Raw genomic sequence first — 20758 nt, 5'->3', positions numbered from 1 at the left:
AGGAACACCACCATGCCTTCAACGACCATGAAAACGACGACGGCGGCGGCCGTCCTGGCGCTCGGCCTCCTTGCATCCCAGCCCGCCATCGCAGCCAATAACACCTCTGACAGCCAGGCGTTCACCTTTGGCGTCATCGGCGACATCCCTTACGGCGACGCCGAAATCGCCAAATTCCCGTCCCGCATCCAGGACATCAACGCCGACAGCGCACTGAAGTTCGTCACCCATGTGGGCGACATCAAGAACGGCTCCTCGGTGTGCTCAGACGAGTACTTTGCCAACATCCGCTCCCAGTTCGACACCTTCGAGCACCCGCTGGTCTTCACCCCGGGCGACAACGAGTGGGTGGACTGCCACCGCACCAACAACGGCGCCTACAACCCGCTGGAACGGCTGGACAAGCTGCGGGAGGTCTTCTTCGACGAGCCCGGCAAGACCCTGGGCGCAACCATGCCGGTCAAGACGCAGGAGAACCTCGGGCTTCCGGAAAATGTCCGCTTCACCCAGAACCGCGTGGCCTTCTCCGTAGTGAACGTCCAGGGCAGCAACAACTCGCTGCTGCCGTGGAGCGGCCTGGGCGAAACCACACCCACGCCCGAGCAGCTGGCCGAAGTTGAGCACCGGACGGATGCGGTCCTGGACCAGATCCGCGACACTTTCAGTGACGCCGAGCGCCGCAACGACCGCGCCGTGGTGCTCATGACGCAGGCCGACATGTTTGATCCCTCGCTGCTCGCCGCGGCCACTGCCAACCCGGAAAGGGTCTCCGGGTTCCGGGAGATCGTTGCGGCCATCATTGAGGAGACCAACAGCTACGACGGCCCGGTCTATCTCATCAACGGCGACAGCCACGTCTTCGCCGAGAACCAGCCGCTGGCGGAAGGCTCGCCGTGGTTGGAGGTCTACGGCCAGCCCGCCGCGGATGGCCTGCAGCGCATCACCGTGGACGGATCGGCCAACGCCACCAACTACGTCAGGTTCACGGTTGTCGGCAACAGCAGCGACGGCGATGATGTCCTGAGCTGGGAGAAGGTCCCCTTCAGCCAGTAGGCACCAAACGGAAGCGGACGACGGCGGGAGGTTCCCGCCGTCGTCCGCTTACTTGTCGTGACGCCCTGTCCGTCCGAGAACGAAACTCAAGGAAGAGGCTCTTCCTCGGTGCCTTGGTGCCACTGGCGACGGTGACCACCGCTGCCGGCGGCGTCTGAATCCCATGAACCCCTTGACGGTGTGATCTGCGTCGCGTAAATTGTTCAACAAGCGGATTGTTCAACAATCCAACGATCGCCGCAGTTCCGACTTCCGCAGCCATCCTGACGGCAAGCCGCCCAAATGTTCCCACCCTGCAACGCCGCAGGCGAGGACAGAAGCGGGCACCAGCACCATCCATCCCGCACTCGGATGACATCAACTCTCTTCATGGAGGATTAACATGGCCACTCCCCAAGCAATGGCCCCCGTTGACTCGAAGCCCCCGGTGGGGCGCAAGGACATGTACAAGGCATTCGCGGCCAGCCTGACCGGAACCGCGCTGGAGTTCTACGACTTCGCCGTCTACTCCGCAGCGGCTGCGATCGTTTTCCCGCTCATCTTCTTCCCGGCCTCGGACCCGGTCACGGGTACCCTGCTGGCTTTCTCCACCTACGCCGTCGGCTACATCTCCCGTCCCGTTGGCGGCATCATCTTCGGCCGGCTCGGGGACGAGATCGGCCGCAAGAAGATCCTGGTCATCACGCTGATGCTGATCGGCGTGGCCACGTTCCTCATCGGCCTGCTGCCCACATATGACAACATCGGCGTCATCGCCCCCGCCATCCTCGTGTTCCTCCGCTTCGCCCAGGGCGTTGGCGTTGGCGGCGAATGGGGTGGCGCGGTCCTGCTCTCCAGTGAATTCGGCGACCCGAACAAGCGCGGATTCTGGGCCTCTGCCGCACAGATCGGCCCGCCCGCCGGCAACCTCATGGCCAACGGTGCACTCGCCGTCCTCACCCTGACCCTCTCCGAAGAAGACTTCCTGAGCTTCGGCTGGCGCATCGCCTTCCTGATCTCCGCGCTGCTGGTGGCATTCGGCCTCTGGATCCGGCTCAAGCTCGAGGACACCCCCATCTTCAAGGCCATGGAAGCCCGGGGCGACAAGCCCAAGGCCCCCATCCGCGAAGTGCTGGCCACCCAGCGCCGGCCCCTCATCGCCGCCATGCTCAGCCGCATCGGCCCGGACGTTCTCTACGCCATGTGCACCGTCTTCACGCTCACCTACGGCATCCAGGAGCTCGGCTTCGACCGCGGCCAGGTGCTCGTCGCCGTCCTGATCGGGTCAGCCCTCCAGATCTTCACCATGCCGCTCGCCGGCGCCATCTCCGACCGCATCAACCGCCGCCTGGTCTACGCAATCGCCGCAGTTGGCGCCGCCGTCTGGGCCTACCTGTTCTTCATCGTCCTCGAGGGACGGTCCCCGGTCATGCTGGTCGTGGGCATCGTGCTGGGCCTGCTCTGCCACTCGTTTATGTACGGACCCCAGGCAGCGTTCGTCGTCGAGCAGTTCTCGCCGCGGCTCCGCTCCACCGGCAGCTCACTGGCCTACACGTTCGCCGGAATCATCGGCGGCGCCATCGCACCGTTTATGTTCACCCTCCTGCTGAGCACGTATGACAGCTGGGTCCCGGTGGCCGTCTACCTCAGCGTCGCCTGCCTCCTGACCCTCGTGGGCCTGGCCCTGGGCCGCGACTCCAACGTTGCCGAGGATGAGGAATACCTGCAGGCCGGGCAGGCGGCGGCTGAACTTGTGGAGTCCAAGTGAGCCAGCCTCACGCCCTCCTGGCCCCCGCCGACGCACGCCTGAAGTTCCGCAACGGCCTGGTCACCTCTACCTCCGGCTGGAGCGACGGCTACACTCAGGCGAACCTGATAGCGGTGACGGCCGATTACGCCGATGAATTCATCGAATTCTGCCGGCTGAACCCCAAAGCCTGCCCCGTCATCGACATCATTCCTGCGGGACAGTATGAAAGCGCCCTGGCGCCCGGCTCCGATATCCGCACCGATATCCCCGCCTACCGCGTCTGGGTGGACGGCGAACTGGCCGAGGAGGTCACCGACGTCGCGTCTGTTTGGCGCGACGACATGGTGGGCGTCCTCATCGGCTGCAGCTTCACCTTCGAAGCCGCGCTGGCCAGTGCGGGGATCCCGCTGCGGCACACCGAAACCGGCCGCAACGTCCCCATGTACCGCACGAACGTCGAGTGCACCCCTGCCGGACGGATCCACGGCCCCATGGTGGTCTCCATGCGTCCGATGCTGCCCGAGCTGGTTGAAACCGCCATCAGGGTCACGTCGGAAGTGCCGAAGGTCCACGGCAGCCCGGTCCACGTCGGGTCACCGGAGGATCTGGGCATTGCCGACATCAACCGCCCCGACTTCGGGGATGCGGTGGAGATCCGGCCAGGGGAGGTGCCGGTTTTCTGGGCCTGCGGCGTGACACCGCAGAGCGCGGTGATGGCATCCAGGCCCTCCTTCGCCATCAGCCACGCTCCCGGGCACATGTTCATCACTGATGTTCCGGAAAGCACCTACCGGGAACCGGCGGGAGAGCCATCGTGAAGCGGAGACTGCCTGTGGCCGAGAAGCGGGCCCGCCGCGTCATCAACCTGTCGGTGCCACGCCAGCAGGCCACCGGCACACACTGCGAGCTGACCGGCGTCTGGCGGAGCCCCGCCGGAGCGAGCATTCAGCTCTACGAGGGCCAGCTCATTCCGAGCGATTCCGGCCGGCCCTGCGTCTGGACGTACGCAGGCCTCCCGGCAAGCAAGACCGATTCGCGCGAGGCCCGCGTGGCCACTGCCGAACACCATAGACAGTAAATGCCGCAAACGCAGACGGACGACGGCGGGACCTCCCGCCGTCGTCCGCCTGCGTTTAATGGGGTCTGCGTAACCGGTTCCCACCCGGCAGTTGGGTCAGGGTGTAGGTCTAGGCCGTTCCAGCCGCCGCATACACGCGAACCCAATCCACTCGCATCTCGCCAGCGCCATTAGCAGTGCTGTCTGGGAACCAGTCCAGTTGTAGCGTCTGGTGCATCGAACCGGGAGGCTGGTGCGCGGAGTTGTTGTCCTCAAACCACTTCACCCCATCGACGTAGCCGACGATCCCATTCGGAGACCAGTCAACCGCGTAGTTGTGGAACTGAGTAACGTCCAGAGCCTTGGACGCCGACGTCTGCGAGTTCGAACATCCATAGTGGTGGAAGAACTGGATGACGTTCCAGTCACCAGTCGTCTCCGCGTAGTCAACTTCGCCGTCACAGGGCCAATTCTCACTATCCGGCCACAGGATGGACACCATATGGTACTCATTATCACCGGACCCGGCCGCACGGACTTCCCACCGCCCGTACTTCTGGTTTGCGAACTTCGCGCCCATTCCAGCGGTCGTGCCATCCGGAGTTCCAGTCATGACCATTTTGGAACCGTCCACCGTAACCTGCTGTGGACTCCGGATACCCTGACCCGCGTGCCCGGCGCTGTTGTAAACAATCCACTTCGTGGCATCCGGCGCACCTGCGTAATTGAACTCGTCGCCAGTTACCCGGGTGCCCCAACCATGGACTACCGCCGCTTCGGTAGGTGTTACCGTGTCAGTCGCGGTCGTCACGACCAGCCTTGGACGCAGGGCGGACGAAGATTCCTTCGACTTGAACCCGATCCACTTCTGCGCGTTGCTTTCCAGCTTGAAGTTCTGCTCGCCACCCTTTGCGCTAACGCCCTTAGTAACATCCCATTCAACCCAAGAGCCGGTAGCGAACCCGCCAGCCTTCCCCAGCCACGTCCCGCGTGCTGGTGCGTTATTCCAGGTAACTCCCCTCTCGGTCCAGCCGCCAGACGTAGTGAAAACATCCACGAACTCAGTGGAAGTTGTGGATGCCTCCGAATATGCCCGCAGTTTAGCCGAAACAACATGTTCGCCAGCGGGAACTGGAACATTGAACCGTAGGAGTGTGTTCCGCCAGATATTCGCACGTCCCTCTGTAGACAAACGGACGCTAGCCCCAAAGTTGGTAGTCGCCTTGTCCGCCTGTACGTATGTGTCTATGGTCGGCGAGATCGTCGTTGCGGCGCTTGCCGTTGTCGGAGTAATGATTGCGAACCCAACCAGAATGGATGATGCAACCGCTACGCATTTACGCCAGAGCATCAGCCGGCCCCCTATCAAGAACAATCGGGAAGTTCGTGCCGGTCCATCCATGTCTCCGGGCTGCGGCCCAGCCGGTAGATGTGCCACCCGCTGCCGGACTTCCACATGTCGGCCCACCAGGACCCGTCATTCCACCACAGCTTGCTCTGCGACTTATCCGACCTCGGCGGAATTGCAACGCCTGAATGGCTGATGCTCTGATAGCCGTAATTGCCGGCGGCCCAAGCACCGCTGGAATTACCGAGCAGACTTGTAGCGAGGACGAGGGCTTTACTAAGTCAGCGGACGTAGCTTTCATATTCATCGCTGTTTCTACTGGGGATTTAAAGTATCCGATTTGGTTAAGCAAGCGTCGACCCAGAAACAACGACGGCTAAATGTAAATGCCGGATATGCCAAAGCGTAGACCAGAAGCGAAAGAATGCGCAACGGATCCCCTATACGTATGTCCAAGGAATGTGCGAATACCCCTATACCTAAGTAGTGAACTGAACGATAACCCCTATGCCTAATTAGTGAACGGCACCACCCAATGATTCGCCCCCGACATCGCCACCGAACAGCAAGCCATCCTCGATGCCATCCACTAACCAAATGAGCCAAGTCAGGTCGTGGCCAACTGGGGATCCCAGCTGGCGGCCGAACGCCTCGGCCCGCTGATGCAGGCCACCGTCCCCACGCCCGCCACCGCCGTGCAGCTCGCGGCGTCCATCACTTTCCTGCTCAGCGACAACGGCACCAACGTCAACGGCGCCATCCTCGCGTCCGACGGCGAGCTGGTCGGCGCTGTAGGGGAGTGGCACCCAACGTGAATATTGGCCTTCAGGGGGTCCAGAGGTGGTGCGGGTGAGCGTCGTGGCCGGAATCCCGATTGGCGTGGGTGGGCGCCGGTGTCGGTGTGGGTGAGCGCCATCTGTAAGGCTCCTTCCACCACGTGAGGGCCACGTGGCGGAAGGATTACCGGCAATGGTACGGAAGATCAAGGCGAAACTGGTTTTGCAGTTTCGCAATCAAGGCCTATCGAGCAGGGCTCGGCTGGGATGACGTTGCTGATTTGTCTGATGGTGCGGTTTATCTGGCGCTATTTCCCGGCCGCGGGGTGCGCGAGAGCGTGTTTATGCAGCCGGACTGGGGCCAGGTGCACCGGGAGTTGGCCAGGGTTGGGGTGACGGTGAAGCTGCTGCACCAGGAGTATGTCGACGCATCCGGTCGGGCGGGGCAAGCGGCGATGAGTTATGGCCGGTTCTGCAGGCTTTATGGCGATCACGCGATGGTCACTGGCGCCTCGTCCAGGGTCGGCCACAAGGCCGGCCGCAGCATCGAGGTCGACTGGTCTGGGCCGACGATGCAGCTGGTCGATCCGGCAACGGGAGAGGTCTCGAAGGTGTACTTGTTCGTCGCTTGTCTGCCGTTCAGCAGGTATGCGTTCGTGGAGGCGTGCCTGGATATGCGGCAGGATTCGTGGCTGCGCGCGCATGCGGAGATGTTCGCGTTCTTCGGCGGCACGGTCCCGCGGCTCGTTCCCGATTATGTTCTGCGGAACATAATCGGATGGGGTACGGTAACGAACCACTTCGCGACATCCTCCGGCATCAGTTGGTCGTAACGTGACGGGGCTCTGTCGCGGACGCGTCCTGCGAAAATTCGCACCGCAGGAACAGGCCTCGTCATTGGGGCGGATCGGTGGTGGGCGACGACGGAAAAGCGCTGGTACGGGGTGTCCGGCTCCGGGACAACGTGCATGTCCGTCCGGAATTCGGGCCGGATCAGCCGAGTCCGTCGAGAGCGGAGGTCCGCAGGTGCCTGGGAGATGGCTTCAGTTCCCGCAGGAAATATATGCGTGCTGCGCGGAAAAAATCCCCGGGTTTCCGCGGCCATCGGCCGTGCCCTGACACCTCCAACCGCGGCCCCGCAGACGGGGAAACTGCCGGCATTCTCGGTTTTGCACGTTTGTGCAAAACGCTTGAACATATTCCCACCCTATTCGAAGAATGAAAAGGAAGGCGCCTCAGGGTGCGAAGAAAAAGCTGCAAGGGAGCAACTTTGAGCAAGCATGATTACATTAGTGACGGCAGTCCGGCCTCTTCCCGCACCACGGTTGAGAGTCTGCGTGAACGCCCCCGGGCGAAGGTACTGATCATCGGCGGCGGCATCAACGGGGTTGGTACTTTCCGGGACCTGGCGCTGCAGGGCGTGGATGTGGCACTGGTGGAACGCGGGGACTACTGCCAGGGCGCGAGCGGCGCCTCCTCACATATGATCCACGGCGGGATCCGTTACCTTGAAAACGGCGAATTCCGCCTCGTCAAGGAATCCGTCACCGAACGCAACGGGCTCCTCAGGCTCGCCCCACACTATGTTAAACCGCTGAAAACCACCATTCCGATCTTCAGCACGTTCTCCGGCGTCCTGGCCGCCCCGCTGAGGTTCCTGACCCACAAACAGCACGGCACACCCAAGGAACGGGGGGCCTTCGGCGGAACCGTCCCCCGGCACGAGTTCAAGGGACGCACCAAGGCCCTGCAGGAACTTCCCCGCCTCAATCCGGGCGTAAAATACACGGCCACCTACTTTGACGCGTCCGTGCACAACCCCGAGCGGCTCACCCTGGATGTCCTCCAGGACGGACAGAAGGCCGCCGGCGGCAATGGCACAGCCCGAGCCGCCAATTACGTCAGCGTCACCGGAATCGGTGACGAAGGCGTCCAGCTCCGTGACGAACTCACCGGGGAGATGTTCTCCTTCACGGCCGATGTGATCGTGAACACGACCGGGGCCTGGGTTGACCTGACCAATGAGGCACTGGGTTCGCCCTCCCAATTCATGGGAGGGACCAAGGGATCCCATATCGTGCTGGACCACCCCGCACTGTTCGACGCCTGCCAAGGGAGCGAAATCTTCTTTGAACACACGGACGGAAGGATCGTCCTGATCTACCCCATGGGGGACCGCGTCCTGGTCGGCACCACGGACATCCGCGCCGACATGGACGAGGACGCCGTCTGCACCGACGAGGAGATCACATACTTCTTCGACCTGATCAAACACGTCTTTCCTGACATCACGATCACCAGGGAGAGCATCGTGTACAGTTTCGCCGGCGTCCGCCCGCTCCCGCGTGATGACGCCGAACACCCCGGGTTCGTCTCCCGCGATTACCGCATTGAACACGGAGACCGTGAAATCGCCGGCACCAACGTTCCGGTCCTGAGTCTGGTCGGCGGCAAATGGACCACCTTCCGGGCCCTGTCCGAGCATATGACCAACGATGTCCTGACGATCCTTGGTCACAAACGGAAGATCTCAACCGCCAAGCTTCCCATCGGCGGCGGAGCTGACTTCCCTCCCACTGAGACCGACATCCAGGCCTGGATCGCACGGCGCGTGTCAGATGATCTGGACGCCGCCCGGGTGGAAGGACTGCTGACCCGCTACGGCACGCGTGCAACCGACGTAATCACGTACCTCGCCGCCGGCGAGGACCGCATCCTGCACTCAACCCGCGAGCTGAGCCTGCGCGAAATCGAGTTCATGGTCCGGCACGAGCAGATCGGACACCTGATCGATGTCCTCATCCGGCGCACATCCCTGGCCTTCCGGGGCCTGGTCACCGCCGAACTCCTCACCGAGCTGGCCCAGGCCCTCGCGGGCCCGCTCGGCTGGGATACGGCCCGGGTCGCCCAGGAAATCACGCACGCACAAGATGTGCTGCGGCGTTTCCACGGGGTCCCGGTACACAGCCCGATCTCCTGACGCACAGCAAGGCCACGCGCTAAAAGCCGGACCGCACCCTTCGCGCGGATCCGGACCAGTACGATCCGGACCCGCACAGCGGGCCGGCGGGGCGGAACGACGCCTGGCGCCCCCGACCGCCGGTCATCACCCGAGACCGGCCAAAGCAGAACATTAAGAAGGAGTCAAAGATGTCTCTCGGAATTATCTTCCTGTCCGAAATATTCGGCACCGCGATGCTGACGCTGCTCGGCTGCGGTGTCGTCGCCAACGTTGCCCTGAAGGGAACGAAGGGAAACAACGGCGGGTTTCTCATGGTCACCTGGGGCTGGGGCATCGCCGTCTTCGCCGGCGTATTCATCGCAGCAAAATCCGGCGCCCACCTCAACCCGGCCGTCACGCTGGGCCTGATCCTCAACGGTAAGAAGGAATTCGTCCCCGGCATCCCGGTCGATTTCCTGTCGACCATCACCTATTTCGGCGGCGAACTGACCGGCGCCTTCCTGGGCGCCGTCGTCTGCTGGCTGGCGCACAAGCAGCATTTCGACGCGGAGCCTCTGGCAGCCACCAAACTGGCGGTGTTCTCCACCGGCCCGGCCATCCGCTCCACCGGCTGGAACCTCGTCACCGAAATCATCGGCGCGTTTGTCCTGGTCTTCGTCATCCTGACCTTCGGCGGCACGCCCTCCGGACTCGGACCGCTGGCTGTGGCCCTGCTGGTGGTCGGTATCGGTGTTTCCCTCGGCGGCCCCACCGGCTACGCCATCAACCCGGCCCGTGACCTTGGGCCACGCATTGCACACGCACTGCTCCCGATCAAGGGCAAGGGCAAAAGCGACTGGTCCTACTCGTGGATTCCCGTCGTCGGTCCCATGGCCGGCGGAGGGCTGGCCGGCATCGTTGCCGCCGCTGCGCCCATAGTCTTCACCGCCGCACAGTAACCGCGGCACCCGAACACCGTCATTCCCTAGGACAAGGAAGTCATGATGAAGCAGTATGTCATTGCAATCGATCAGGGCACGACCAGCAGCCGTGCCATTATTTTTGACCACAGCGGCAAGATCATATCCAGCGGCCAGAAAGAACACGAACAAATCTTTCCCCAGGCCGGCTGGGTCGAACACGACCCCGTCGAAATCTGGGACAACATCCGCGAGGTCATCGGCTCAGCGTTGTCCAAGGCAAACCTGACCAGCCACGACATCGCCACCGTGGGGATCACCAACCAGCGCGAAACTGCCGTGGTCTGGGACAGGAGGACGGGGCGTCCGGTGTATAACGCCATCGTGTGGCAGGATACCCGCACCCAGGACCTCGTCGACGAGCTGGCAACGTACGGCGGTGTGGACCGTTTCAAGAAGCAGGTCGGCCTGCCGCTGGCCACCTACTTTTCCGGCACCAAGATCAAATGGATCCTGGACAACGTCCGGGGTGCGCGGGCCAAGGCCGAGGCCGGGGACCTGCTCTTCGGCACCACGGACTCCTGGGTGATCTGGAACCTGACCGGCGGCAGCACCGACGGCGGCCTTCACATCACCGACGTCACCAACGCGTCCCGGACCCTGTTCATGGACCTGGAAACACTGCAATGGGATGACAGCATCCTTGAGGCGTTTGATGTGCCCAGGTCCATGATGCCCGAAATCAGGTCCTCTTCCGAGGTCTACGGCATTGTCCACCACTCCCAGCTGCTGCGCGGAGTTCCTGTCGCCGGCATCCTCGGGGACCAGCAGGCAGCCACCTTCGGCCAGGCCGCGTTCGGCAAGGGCGAGGCCAAGAACACCTACGGCACTGGGTGCTTCCTGATCTTCAACACCGGCGAAGAGATCGTTCACTCCAGCAACGGCCTTTTGACAACGCTCGGCTATAAGCTCGGCAATGAGAAGCCGCACTACGCGCTGGAAGGATCCATCGCCGTCACCGGATCGCTGATCCAGTGGCTGCGGGACAACTTGGGTCTGATCGATTCCGCCCCGGAGGTTGAGGCCCTGGCCTCGTCGGTGCCGGACAACGGAGGCGCCTACTTCGTACCGGCATTCTCCGGCCTCTTCGCACCCTACTGGCGTCCGGATGCCCGGGGCGCCCTGGTTGGACTGACCCGTTTTGTCACCAAGGCCCACATTGCCAGGGCGGCACTGGAAGCCACCGCGTTCCAGACCCGCGAGGTGCTGGCGGCCGTCAACGCGGACAGCGGAGTGGACCTGACCGAGCTGAAGGTCGACGGCGGCATGGTCGCCAACGAGGCCCTCATGCAGTTCCAGGCCGACATTCTCGGAGTGGCCGTGGTACGGCCCAGGATCGTTGAAACCACTGCGCTCGGCGCGGCCTACGCGGCTGGCCTGGCGGTCGGCTTCTGGAAAGACCTCGGAGAGCTCACCGCCAACTGGGGCGAGGACAAGCGCTGGACACCGAAAATGGACGACGCCGAGCGTTTCCGACAGCTCCGGCTCTGGAAAAAGGCCGTCACCAAGTCCATGGACTGGGTAGACGAGGACGTGAAGTAGAGCCCGGCCGCCCCCCGCCAGACAGCGGCGGCGGCCGGGAGCCTATTCCGTGCAGGTGGCGCCTGCGGGCCGCCACCTGCACGCCCCGCGCCCCCGGGGCCGGCCCGATGGCCGGGCGCTCCAGTGTTGCCAAGGCTTCCGGCAACGCCCCCGCCAGCCCCCACAGGAAAACAGATCCGCCGCACGCTGACCGCCACGCATCCCCCACTACCAAGAATGAGGCCGCTATGTCTGACGCTTCCAGATCAACCCGCTATTCAACCCTGTCCCCGGCGCTGGCCGTGGGCGACGACGAACCCGACCGGAACCTGGCGCTGGAACTCGTCCGCGTGACCGAAGCCGCCGCCATTGCCGGCGGCCACTGGGTCGGATTCGGCGACAAAAACAAGGCCGACGGCGCCGCCGTCGATGCCATGCGTTCCCTGCTGTCCACCGTCCATTTCAACGGCGTCGTCGTCATCGGTGAAGGCGAAAAGGACGAAGCCCCCATGCTGTACAACGGCGAGCACGACCGTCCATTTCAACGGCGTCGTCGTCATCGGTGAAGGCGAAAAGGACGAAGCCCCCATGCTGTACAACGGCGAGCACGTCGGTGACGGCACCGGCCCTGAATGTGACGTCGCCGTGGACCCCATCGACGGAACCCGCCTGGCCGCCCTCGGCATCAACAACGCCCTTGCCGTCCTCGCCGTGGCCGAGCGCGGCACCATGTTCGACCCCTCCGCCGTCTTCTACATGCAGAAGCTGGTCACCGGACCGGAAGCCGCGGACGTCGTGGACCTGCGCCTGCCCGTCAAGCAGAACCTGCACCTCATCGCCAAGGCCAAGGGCGTCAAAATCAACCAGCTCAACGTTATGATCCTGGACCGCGACCGCCACCGCGGGCTGGTGGAGGAAATCCGCGAAGCCGGTGCCCGCACCAAATTCATCATGGACGGCGACGTCGCCGGCGCGATCGCGGCCGCGCGCTCCGGTACTGGGGTCGACGCCCTCATGGGAATCGGCGGAACGCCGGAAGGCATCGTGACAGCCTGCGCCATCAAGACGCTCGGCGGCGTGATCCAAGGCAGGCTGTGGCCGACCAACGATGACGAGAAGCAGAAGGCCATCGACGCCGGCCATGACCTGGACCGGGTCCTCTCCACCGACGACCTCGTCACCGGCGACAACTGCTACTTCGCGGCCACCGGCATCACCGACGGCGACCTTCTCCGCGGTGTGCGCTACGCCAAGGACAAGGTGCTGACCCAGTCGATCGTGATGCGGTCCAAATCAGGCACCGTCCGCTTCGTCGACGGCGAACACCAGGCCCACAAGTGGGAATCCTATTCACGCCAGAGCTAACCACTGAACCTCACCAGTCGACGCATTCCAACCGGAATGCGCCGCCTGGTGAGTTCGGGTCGGAGGAGGAGCGGTACGTCGGCTGACGCACACATCGAGGCCGCAAGGCAGTGGTTACACCACTCCGGAGTCCACTGCCGCGCGGCTATTCCCAGCACCGCCGCTGTTGACCACCGCAACAGACCCTCCCGCCGTCCACAAAGGACCGGGGACAGAAAGAATTGCCGATGACCATCCCCAAGCGTGGACCTGACCGCCTACCCCTATGGCCACGACGCTCACAACCAGTCGCTGAACTTGCTGTACGTCAATGGAATAGACCCCCTTCACCCTCAAGCACGGAGTGATACAGGTAGTCGGGAACCACCTGACAATATCGACGGACGAGTCGACGCAACGCGCCCTACCGATGAAAGTGCCGCCGGAGGACTATGGACTCCGGAAAACGCGGTTAGCAGCACCGTCTCGGCCGCCAGGAGCCCGACAGGCGCCGACTCGCACAGAGCGGCCTCCGAGCCCCGAAATCGCCTTTAACTGCTCCGGGTCCGGCGCTGTCCGGACCCGCTACCGCCCACCTTCCGATGGGCGCTGACAGGTTCCATCACGCCGGGTTCGTCTTTGTCGGACGCATTTCCAATAAAAAAACCGCCTGTGGAAACAAGTGGTCTCCCAAACTGAACAACGGCGCCACATCACAAAGGAAGGACTCGACCATGACCGACGCTGAGACACGCGTGATCTGGACGTGCCGGGAGCTTTCGACCGGCGACGAAATTGAAGCAAAATACAAGGACAGAGTCATCCACCGGGGACAGGTGACGGAGGTGATTCCGCAACTGGAACTGTTCTGGATCATTGACACCCTGACTGGCGGACCAAAGTTGCTCGACACCGCTGAGTTCGCAATCTTTCGTGTCCCGCTAGCGGAGATCCCGGGAAAACCGGACACGGAGTTGACGCAGTGAAAGGCGGCGGCCAGCTTGAGACGCGCACTGAGTCCCAGACACGGGCGTGACTGGGAGGCTGCCGAGTTCAGCACGAAAGACGCCCACTGGCGGAAGCGCCGCCATGGTCAACTGGTCTGTCTTGGATGCGGAGAACGAGCGATTTTCAAAATGGGGTCCGGTGGACGGATCCCATTCTTCGCAGCACGCCACGGCAATCACTGCCCTCTTCTAAAAGAGGCATGGAGCGCGTTCCGCTACTTGCAGTAGCTGCGATCAGCATCCATCTGCACAGACTGAGAATGATCGCCCTACCCGAGTATTCGTCTGCTGCCGAATCCTGCAGGCCTCAGGAATCTGGAGAACCCACCGAGGCTTCCATCAGAGCCTTCATTGGAAGATGGCGGACCCTCACCAGGGCGGGACCCGAAGACCGATGCCCGCGGGTGCAGCCTTCGTCCACGACGCTGCACGCACCTTGCCCCACCCCACACCTGCTCCACGGATCCGATCGCGACCCGACAAGCGGAGTTCCATTCTGGCGAAGACCTCATGGCCGCCGGAGCGGGCTACGTCGTGAACGACCTCATCGATCCACTTTAAGCAGCAAGGATTTGGACTGACAATGCCTTTCATCAACGCTGACCGCGAACGATTCCCCTGCGATCCATGGAACCTTATTGAGACCCGGCATGACGCCGGCGACAGCGGTGTGCTCGACACGCTATTCGCCGTCGGCAACGGCCGTCTGGGCATGCGTGGAGCCCACAGCACCCTCGGCGATGAGGCGACGCCGGGGACCTACCTCAACGGTTTCCACGAGACGTGGCCGATCCGCCACGCCGAAGACGCCTACGGATTCGCCCGCGTGGGACAAGGAATCATCAGCATCCCTGACCCGAACAGCTTCGACATCCGGGTCGACGGCGAAAGACTGTCCCTGGGATCTTCGGCCGTAACGGACTATCGGCGCTGGGTGGACTTCAAGACAGGAACATACGAGTGCACTATTGTGTGGGCCTGCCGGACCGGTGCGGCCGTGACCACCCACGAACGTCGTGCAGTCGGCCACGACAATGCCGGTACCCTGGCCGTGGAGCTGACCCTGACCTCGGACCGGCCGGCGACCCTGGATGTAACGTCAGCCGTCGTCAACCGGCAAGACCTCCGTCGGGACGACCCGGTCACCATTGATCCCCGCCAGGCCGGCAGGCACACGGGGCGGGTACTCCAAAACCTGTATTCGCGGGCAGAGGGCGGATCGATGCGCCTGGCATGGCAAACAACACAGTCGGGGCAGCAACTCGGGATGGCCGTTGACCACGAGGTCTCTCCGGTGCACCAGCCGTTTGACTCGAGCGCTGACGGTGATTGGAGTGCGGTCCGGTATATCGCAGGGATCAAGGGTGGCGAGCCGTTCCGTGTTCGAAAGACGGTCAGCTATGTGGCAGGCGTCGGCGAGACCGCCGGGCACCTCGTCCGCTTGGCAGAACAACAGCTCCTTCGGGCCGATGCCGTGTTCGCCCAAAGTGCGCGGTTCTACGCGGCTTATTGGCGCACAGCCGACATTGAAATCGGGGCACAGGCCGAACTGCAGCAGGCCGTCAGATGGAACCTCTTCCAGCTCGCACAGGCGACCGCCTGCGCCGGGGTGGCCGGAATCCCCGCCAAGGGTGTTACCGGTGCCGGCTACGACGGCCACTACTTCTGGGATCAGGAAATCTATCTGCTGCCCTTCCTGACGTACGTACTCCCCGAGGCTGCCCGGAAAGTCTTGTCGTACCGTCACGGGCTGCTGCCTCAGGCGAGGCAGCGGGCAGCTGAACTGAACATGGCCGGTGCCCTCTTTCCGTGGCGAACCATCAACGGCGAAGAAGCCAGCGCCTATTACGCGGCCGGGACTGCGCAGTTCCATCTCGGGGCAGCCATCGCGTATGCGGTGAACCGGTACGGCTGGGCGACCGGCGACACTGCATTCGCAGAAGGTCAGGGGGCGGAACTGCTCATTGAGACTGCGCGCATGTGGGTCGCCCTCGGGTTCTTCGGCAAGGACGGTTCATTCCATCTTCACGGGGTCACCGGCCCCGATGAGTACACGGCCGTCGTAAACGACAATTTCTACACCAATGTCATGGCGCGCTTCAATTTGCGGGCGGCCGCGGCGCTTCAACACCCAACCGTCAGTGAGGAAGATCGCTGCCTGTGGAACGAGGCTGCTGACCGGATGACCATCCCCTACGACACGAATCTGGCCGTCCACGCCCAGGACAACAACTTTATGAGCCTTCAAAGCTGGGACTGGGACACGCCGCGTGAGAAATACCCGCTAATGCTGCACTTTCACCCCCTGGTCATCTACCGCCACCAGGTCATCAAGCAGGTCGACGTCGTCCTGGCGATGTTCCTCCAGTGGCAGGAATTCACGGCCGAAGACAAACGCCGGGCTTTTGACTTCTACGACCCGCTCACCACGGGTGACTCAACGCTGTCCGCCTGTGTCCAAGGCATCATGGCGGCCGAGGTCGGTCATCCCTACCTCGCGCTGCAGCACTTCACCACCGCGCTGTTCATCGACCTCGATGATGTCCACCACAACACCGTTGATGGTGTCCACACAGCGGCAGCCGGAGGGACGTGGAGCGCGCTGGTGTGCGGATTTGCGGGCATGCGCGATCAGGGCACAGGACTGTACTTTGATCCCCGGCTCCCCGAGGACTGGTCCCTGCTCACTTTTCACTTGAACTACCGCAGATCCCTGCTCAGAATCGTTCTCGCACCCGAGAGCATGACCTTCGAAGTGGTTCAAGGACCTTCTGTGGAAATACAGATACGTCAGACACACCTTCGCATTGGATCGGCTCCGACGCGGTTCAGCCTGACAGGGCAACGCATCATGGCGCCACAGCAGTCCGGGCCGGGTCACGGCCGCGGACCGGCGGGGGCGCAGGTCCAGCCGGTTCTGAACGCCGCGACCGGCATCGCCGATCGGTATTTGCCCGTGACGTTCGACCCTGCAGTGGCCAGGGCCGTCCAAGACGGCGCCCATGCAGCCATCAAACATGGGTCGCTCACCGACGGCAGAGCGCCCGCCGTCGAACCTGCCGTCGTTTCGGCAGTTTCAGAGTAAGCCCGGCCGCCGGCAGCCCACCCCAGGGCAGCCTCCGGCACAGAGTTGCACCGATTCCGCGCCGCTGGAAGCCAGAGCGGCCGTAAATCCGTTGCACGCCCAAGCCCAGGTTCACGATTCCGCTGTCCTCCGTCCCGTTCTCCTCGTTCCTGCACGCGGCAGAAAGACGGATGTGGCGTCCGCGCGTTCCTGGGCGCGACCGTCCACCGCCGGAAAGACAGCCCGGCGGGTCAAGCCTTCAAGAGGACCCATGACGAACACCGCCCTGACCATTCCCCAGCCGACCGACGCTATCGCGCACACCCGCTCCACCGCCCCTCCCCCCGATGCCGAGGCCCGGCTCGCCAGGATCCGTGCACTCCACCTCAGGGGCCTCAATCCGATGGATCCCATGGGAGCAATGTGGACCAATTCTCATCTATGTCAGGTCGAGGTCCCTTGGCTCACCGAAGTGCTCGAACTGGCACTGCTGAGAATCCAGGAGCTTGAAGACGGACTCACCCGGGCACAGTCCGATGACATGCCGGACAGTAATGCCCTCCGAGAACCGTACTCCGCTACTCGACACATACGGCTTATTTCTTTTAGCTAGGACGTTCAAATGCCCATTCCAGCTGGAAAATCCATCATCTCCGCCCATGCCACCGCATCGGCGGACCAACCGCGTCTTCCACTTGAAATTGCCGAACCCGGAGGAAGTCTCGCCGCTACACCCTTGTCCAAGATGCATCGTTCCAGACGACGGGACGAAAGCCGTCGGCCTACCAACGGGCGATCACGTGAGTATTCAGCCCGGGGTTTCGCCCTTTACGTGGGCGTCGATGAATCAGCGGCCCAAGCAGCTGGTACATCAGTTACCGCACTGGCTCGAAAAATACGCGCCTTTAGCCATTCACTGGCTCAAGGGCTGGAAAGCCATGCAGCAGTGGCGCTCGGCCCCGCCAATGCTCCAGGAGGGGCCCTGGACAGCGTCTTCTCAGCTTTAGGTGACCCGACGAAGCGGGTGCGGCCCCGAACGGATGCGGAGCACCCGGACCGGGAAGAGCAACCCGGTCACATGGGTGTGATCATCGACGCGTCGGGGCGGACTTTGCACCTGGACGGAATGCCCGTGCGCCTGACGCGTGTGGAGTTTAACCTGCTGATTTACCTCATGGGTGCCAGCATGCGTGCTGTCGGCCGGGAAGAACTCCTATGCAACGTCTGGGGTGATGGCCCTGCCGTGCCGATCGACCGAACCATCGACGTCCACATCCGCCGCCTTCGGAACAAGCTCGGGCGATTCGCCAGGACAATTCGGACGGAACGAGGTGCCGGCTACCGTTTCCACGCTCATCCGGAGATCAGCGTGTTCACACCGGAATACGTGATCTAGGCCCGGCGTCCGGGCGCACTTCAGCTCGGGGGAGGGCTGTCCAGCCGGGCGCCTTACGCCGACCTTCGAACATCACGGATCCGCCATAGCCGCGGTGATGCACCTCAAGGGTCCCCACCAAACGCAGCTCGCATTCGTCAGCGATGTGCTCCGCCGGGCGGGCACAAGCAGGTGCCATCCGTGACGACGTGGCGCCCGACGAACTCGCAAGCCACCCAAGAGCCTGAGTGACCGGGTATGGCCGGTTCGGTCCGGGCTGGGCCATCGGCGGGTGCCCCGCGTCCCGGCTGCCGATCTGGCGCATCAGTCCGCGTGGGGGCGACGACAGGAGGAATAGCATGACGCCATGACAGTGCCTGCGAAGCCCAGCACCGAGCGGCGGCAGCGATCGTTGGCGGTCCGCTGAGCTACCTCCTCGGCGAGCTTCTCGCCCCGGCGATCCACGCCTCCACCAACGGGGCCGGGTAGGCCTCCGGGGACACGTACGACCTGGCCGGGCATCTCACCGCACTGGCCTACCCGAACGGGCAAACCGTCTCCCGCGCCTACGACGCGGCCGGGCACCTCACCGGGATCACGGACTGGGCCGGGCACACGAGCACCTTCACTCCGGACGCCGACGGAAACACGGTCTCCACCGTCTACGGCAACGGCGTCACCGCCGCCATCGACGCGGCCGGCCAGGTTACCTCCATCACCGATACCGGCCCGGGAAGCACCGCTCTGGCTTCCTTCACCTACACCCGCAACAACATCGGAGCCCTGGCCACGGCAACAATCACCGGCATCACCCAGCCGGCCGAGAGCTACAGCTACACCACACCATATTTCGGAGCCGGCCTCGAACAGGGTAGAAGGCAGTGCGGACACGCCGCCGTGAACCTTACGCAGAATGCCCCGTCCGACCAGATCGTCAATGTCGTGGCGAACGGTCATGAGGCTGACGCGAGTGGGCGCTGCAAAGGTGGCAGCAGTTGCAAACCCGGCACCGACCACGTGTTCGCCGGGTTCCTGCTGGCCGGCGACGCCGGCCAGTACCCCACGGCGGCACCCCCGGCGATACGGACGAGGTCGGGCCGCCGCAGAGCGGCGGCAGGGTGTTCGCCAGCAAGATCGCGCTTGACTGGTTCTGGCCCGGGCCGGACGTTCGGGGCCGCGCACGACCGTGCTGATAGCGCCCCCCGCCGGCGGCCCCACTTCCCACGTTCTACGCGATCGGCGCGGGCCAGCACCCGACCGAGGGGCGACGACGGAAAAGCGCTGGTACGGGGTGTCCGGCTCCGGGACAACGTGCATGTCCGTCCGGAATTCGGGCCGGATCAGCCGAGTCCGTCGAGAGGGGAGGTCCGCACGTGCCTGGGAGATGGCTTCAGTTCCCGCAGGAAATATATGCGTGCTGCGCGGAAAAATCCCCCGGTTTCCGGGGTCCGCGGCCGGGCGGCGACACCCACCGCGGCCCCGGGCGGAGGGGAAACGGCTGGCATCCTCGGTTTTGCACGTTTGTGCAGAAAGCTTGAACACATTCCCACCGTGTTCGAATAATGAAAAGGAAGGCGCCCCAGGGTGCGAAGAAAAAGCTGCGAGGGAGCAACTTTTGAGCAAGCATGAATCCGCCGGTGAGAACAGTCCGGCCTCGTCCCGCACCACGGTTGAGGGCCTGCGTGAACGCCCCCCCGGGCGAAGGTGCTGATCATCGGCGGCGGCATCAACGGGGTCGGGACTTTCCGGGACCTGGCGCTGCAGGGCGTGGATGTGGCACTGGTGGAACGCGGGGACTACTGCCAGGGTGCCAGCGGCGCCTCGTCCCATATGATCCACGGCGGGATCCGCTACCTTGAAAACGGCGAATTCCGCCTCGTCAAGGAATCGGTCACCGAACGCAACCGGCTCCTCAGCCTCGCCGCGAACTATGTGAAGCCGCTGAAAACCACCATTCCGATCTTCAGCACGTTCTCCGGCGTGCTGTCCGCCCCGCTGCGGTTCCTGACCCACAAACAGCACACCCAAGGAACGGGGGGCCTTCCTGATCAAGATCGGACTGAGGCGGAACCGTCCCCCGGCACGAGTTCAAGGGACGCACCAAGGCCCTGCAGGAACTTCCCCGCCTCAATCCGGGCGTAAAATACACGGCCACCTACTTCGACGCGTCCGTGCATAACCCCGAGCGGCTCACCCTGGATGTCCTCCAGGACGGACAGAAGGCCGCCGGCGGCAATGACACAGCCCGCCGCCAATTACGACCGGTTCTTCGACGCAGCAACCATAAATACCCTGGCCCTGCGCGCCGGGACAGACCGCCACACGCCAGACCCATTCCAAGGGATTCCGGAGAAGTCCAAAAAAGGGCAGCATGACGTATCGCCGATAACAAACCTCCGGCAACCCGTCCCCGCCCAGCCACGGACACTGCCCAGGTGCCGCAATGCGGCACCGACGCATACCTGAAAACTTACCGGATACGTCCCGGTCTCGTACGCCTTAACCAGGAGGGCCTGCGGCCCCGGCTTGGGCGGATGTAAGCGGCCCGCGTGAGTGACGTGCC

At 63.4% G+C, this 20758-nt stretch carries 13 protein-coding genes and 3 pseudogenes; 14 read left to right on the top strand and 2 right to left on the bottom strand.

The features are described from left to right. Positions 1–12 precede the first annotated feature (12 nt). The 4 genes from ASG77_RS03230 (at position 13) to ASG77_RS03215 (ending at position 3860) form a co-directional block, all read left to right on the top strand. Positions 13–1053: a metallophosphoesterase gene (locus ASG77_RS03230; RefSeq protein WP_056341002.1), complete on the top strand. Its 1041-nt coding sequence runs from the start codon at positions 13–15 to the stop codon at positions 1051–1053. Positions 1054–1435: 382 nt separating this feature from the next. Then, complete coding sequence (locus ASG77_RS03225) at positions 1436–2800, top strand: MFS transporter (RefSeq protein ID WP_056340999.1); 1365 nt, start codon at positions 1436–1438, stop codon at positions 2798–2800. Continuing rightward, on the top strand, positions 2797–3600 hold the full coding sequence (locus ASG77_RS03220) for a putative hydro-lyase (RefSeq protein WP_200950617.1): 804 nt from the start codon (positions 2797–2799) through the stop codon (positions 3598–3600). Before ASG77_RS03225 ends, ASG77_RS03220 begins: the two co-directional genes overlap by 4 nt. After that, on the top strand, positions 3597–3860 hold the full coding sequence (locus tag ASG77_RS03215; RefSeq protein ID WP_156380159.1) for a hypothetical protein: 264 nt from the start codon (positions 3597–3599) through the stop codon (positions 3858–3860). Before ASG77_RS03220 ends, ASG77_RS03215 begins: the two co-directional genes overlap by 4 nt. A gap of 109 nt (positions 3861–3969) precedes the next feature. On the opposite strand, the gene ASG77_RS21030 is transcribed toward ASG77_RS03215, so the two are convergent. Next, positions 3970–5190 (bottom strand): CBM96 family carbohydrate-binding protein, encoded by a 1221-nt coding sequence (locus tag ASG77_RS21030; protein WP_082575837.1) that lies wholly within the window; start codon positions 5188–5190, stop codon positions 3970–3972. Between the two features lie 611 nt (positions 5191–5801). Here ASG77_RS21030 and ASG77_RS03205 point away from each other — a divergent pair. The 9 genes and pseudogenes from ASG77_RS03205 to ASG77_RS21025 all read left to right on the top strand — a co-directional run bounded on the left by ASG77_RS03205 (position 5802) and on the right by ASG77_RS21025 (position 18216). Then, the gene (locus ASG77_RS03205) at positions 5802–6002 is read left to right on the top strand and encodes a hypothetical protein (protein WP_056340994.1); all 201 of its coding nucleotides are present in this window, start codon (positions 5802–5804) and stop codon (positions 6000–6002) included. Between the two features lie 154 nt (positions 6003–6156). Continuing rightward, positions 6157–6739 (top strand): annotated as a pseudogene (locus tag ASG77_RS03200) (IS21 family transposase); the annotation flags it as partial. A gap of 494 nt (positions 6740–7233) precedes the next feature. After that, a complete protein-coding gene (locus ASG77_RS03195; RefSeq protein WP_056340991.1) occupies positions 7234–8943 on the top strand; it encodes a glycerol-3-phosphate dehydrogenase/oxidase in 1710 nt (569 codons plus the stop codon). 170 nt (positions 8944–9113) lie between these two features. Continuing rightward, positions 9114–9863, top strand: a complete 750-nt coding sequence (locus ASG77_RS03190) for an MIP/aquaporin family protein (RefSeq protein ID WP_056340989.1) — start codon at positions 9114–9116, stop codon at positions 9861–9863. Between the two features lie 45 nt (positions 9864–9908). After that, positions 9909–11426 carry a glycerol kinase GlpK gene (glpK, locus tag ASG77_RS03185; RefSeq protein WP_056340987.1) on the top strand — a complete coding sequence of 506 codons (1518 nt, stop codon included), beginning with the start codon at positions 9909–9911 and terminating at the stop codon, positions 11424–11426. Between the two features lie 227 nt (positions 11427–11653). Continuing rightward, positions 11654–12770: pseudogene (glpX, locus tag ASG77_RS03180) on the top strand (class II fructose-bisphosphatase). Positions 12771–13483: 713 nt separating this feature from the next. Next, positions 13484–13735: a hypothetical protein gene (locus tag ASG77_RS03175; protein ID WP_056340985.1), complete on the top strand. Its 252-nt coding sequence runs from the start codon at positions 13484–13486 to the stop codon at positions 13733–13735. A gap of 604 nt (positions 13736–14339) precedes the next feature. Further along, complete coding sequence (locus ASG77_RS03170) at positions 14340–16841, top strand: glycoside hydrolase family 65 protein (RefSeq protein WP_082575799.1); 2502 nt, start codon at positions 14340–14342, stop codon at positions 16839–16841. A 601-nt stretch (positions 16842–17442) separates the two neighbouring features. Next, on the top strand, positions 17443–18216 hold the full coding sequence (locus tag ASG77_RS21025; RefSeq protein ID WP_082575798.1) for a winged helix-turn-helix domain-containing protein: 774 nt from the start codon (positions 17443–17445) through the stop codon (positions 18214–18216). 303 nt (positions 18217–18519) lie between these two features. Here ASG77_RS21025 and ASG77_RS22885 read toward each other — a convergent pair whose 3' ends face one another. Continuing rightward, on the bottom strand, positions 18520–19512 hold the full coding sequence (locus ASG77_RS22885) for a DeoR family transcriptional regulator (RefSeq protein WP_327019608.1): 993 nt from the start codon (positions 19510–19512) through the stop codon (positions 18520–18522). A 298-nt stretch (positions 19513–19810) separates the two neighbouring features. Here ASG77_RS22885 and ASG77_RS03155 point away from each other — a divergent pair. Continuing rightward, positions 19811–20429: pseudogene (locus ASG77_RS03155) on the top strand (FAD-dependent oxidoreductase); the annotation flags it as partial. Positions 20430–20758 lie beyond the last annotated feature (329 nt).

The sequence above is a fragment of the Arthrobacter sp. Soil762 genome, from assembly GCF_001428335.1.
Lineage (GTDB): Bacteria > Actinomycetota > Actinomycetes > Actinomycetales > Micrococcaceae > Arthrobacter.
The sequence above is the reverse complement of the archived record's forward strand: the minus strand, read 5'-3'. Positions and strand labels throughout refer to the sequence as shown.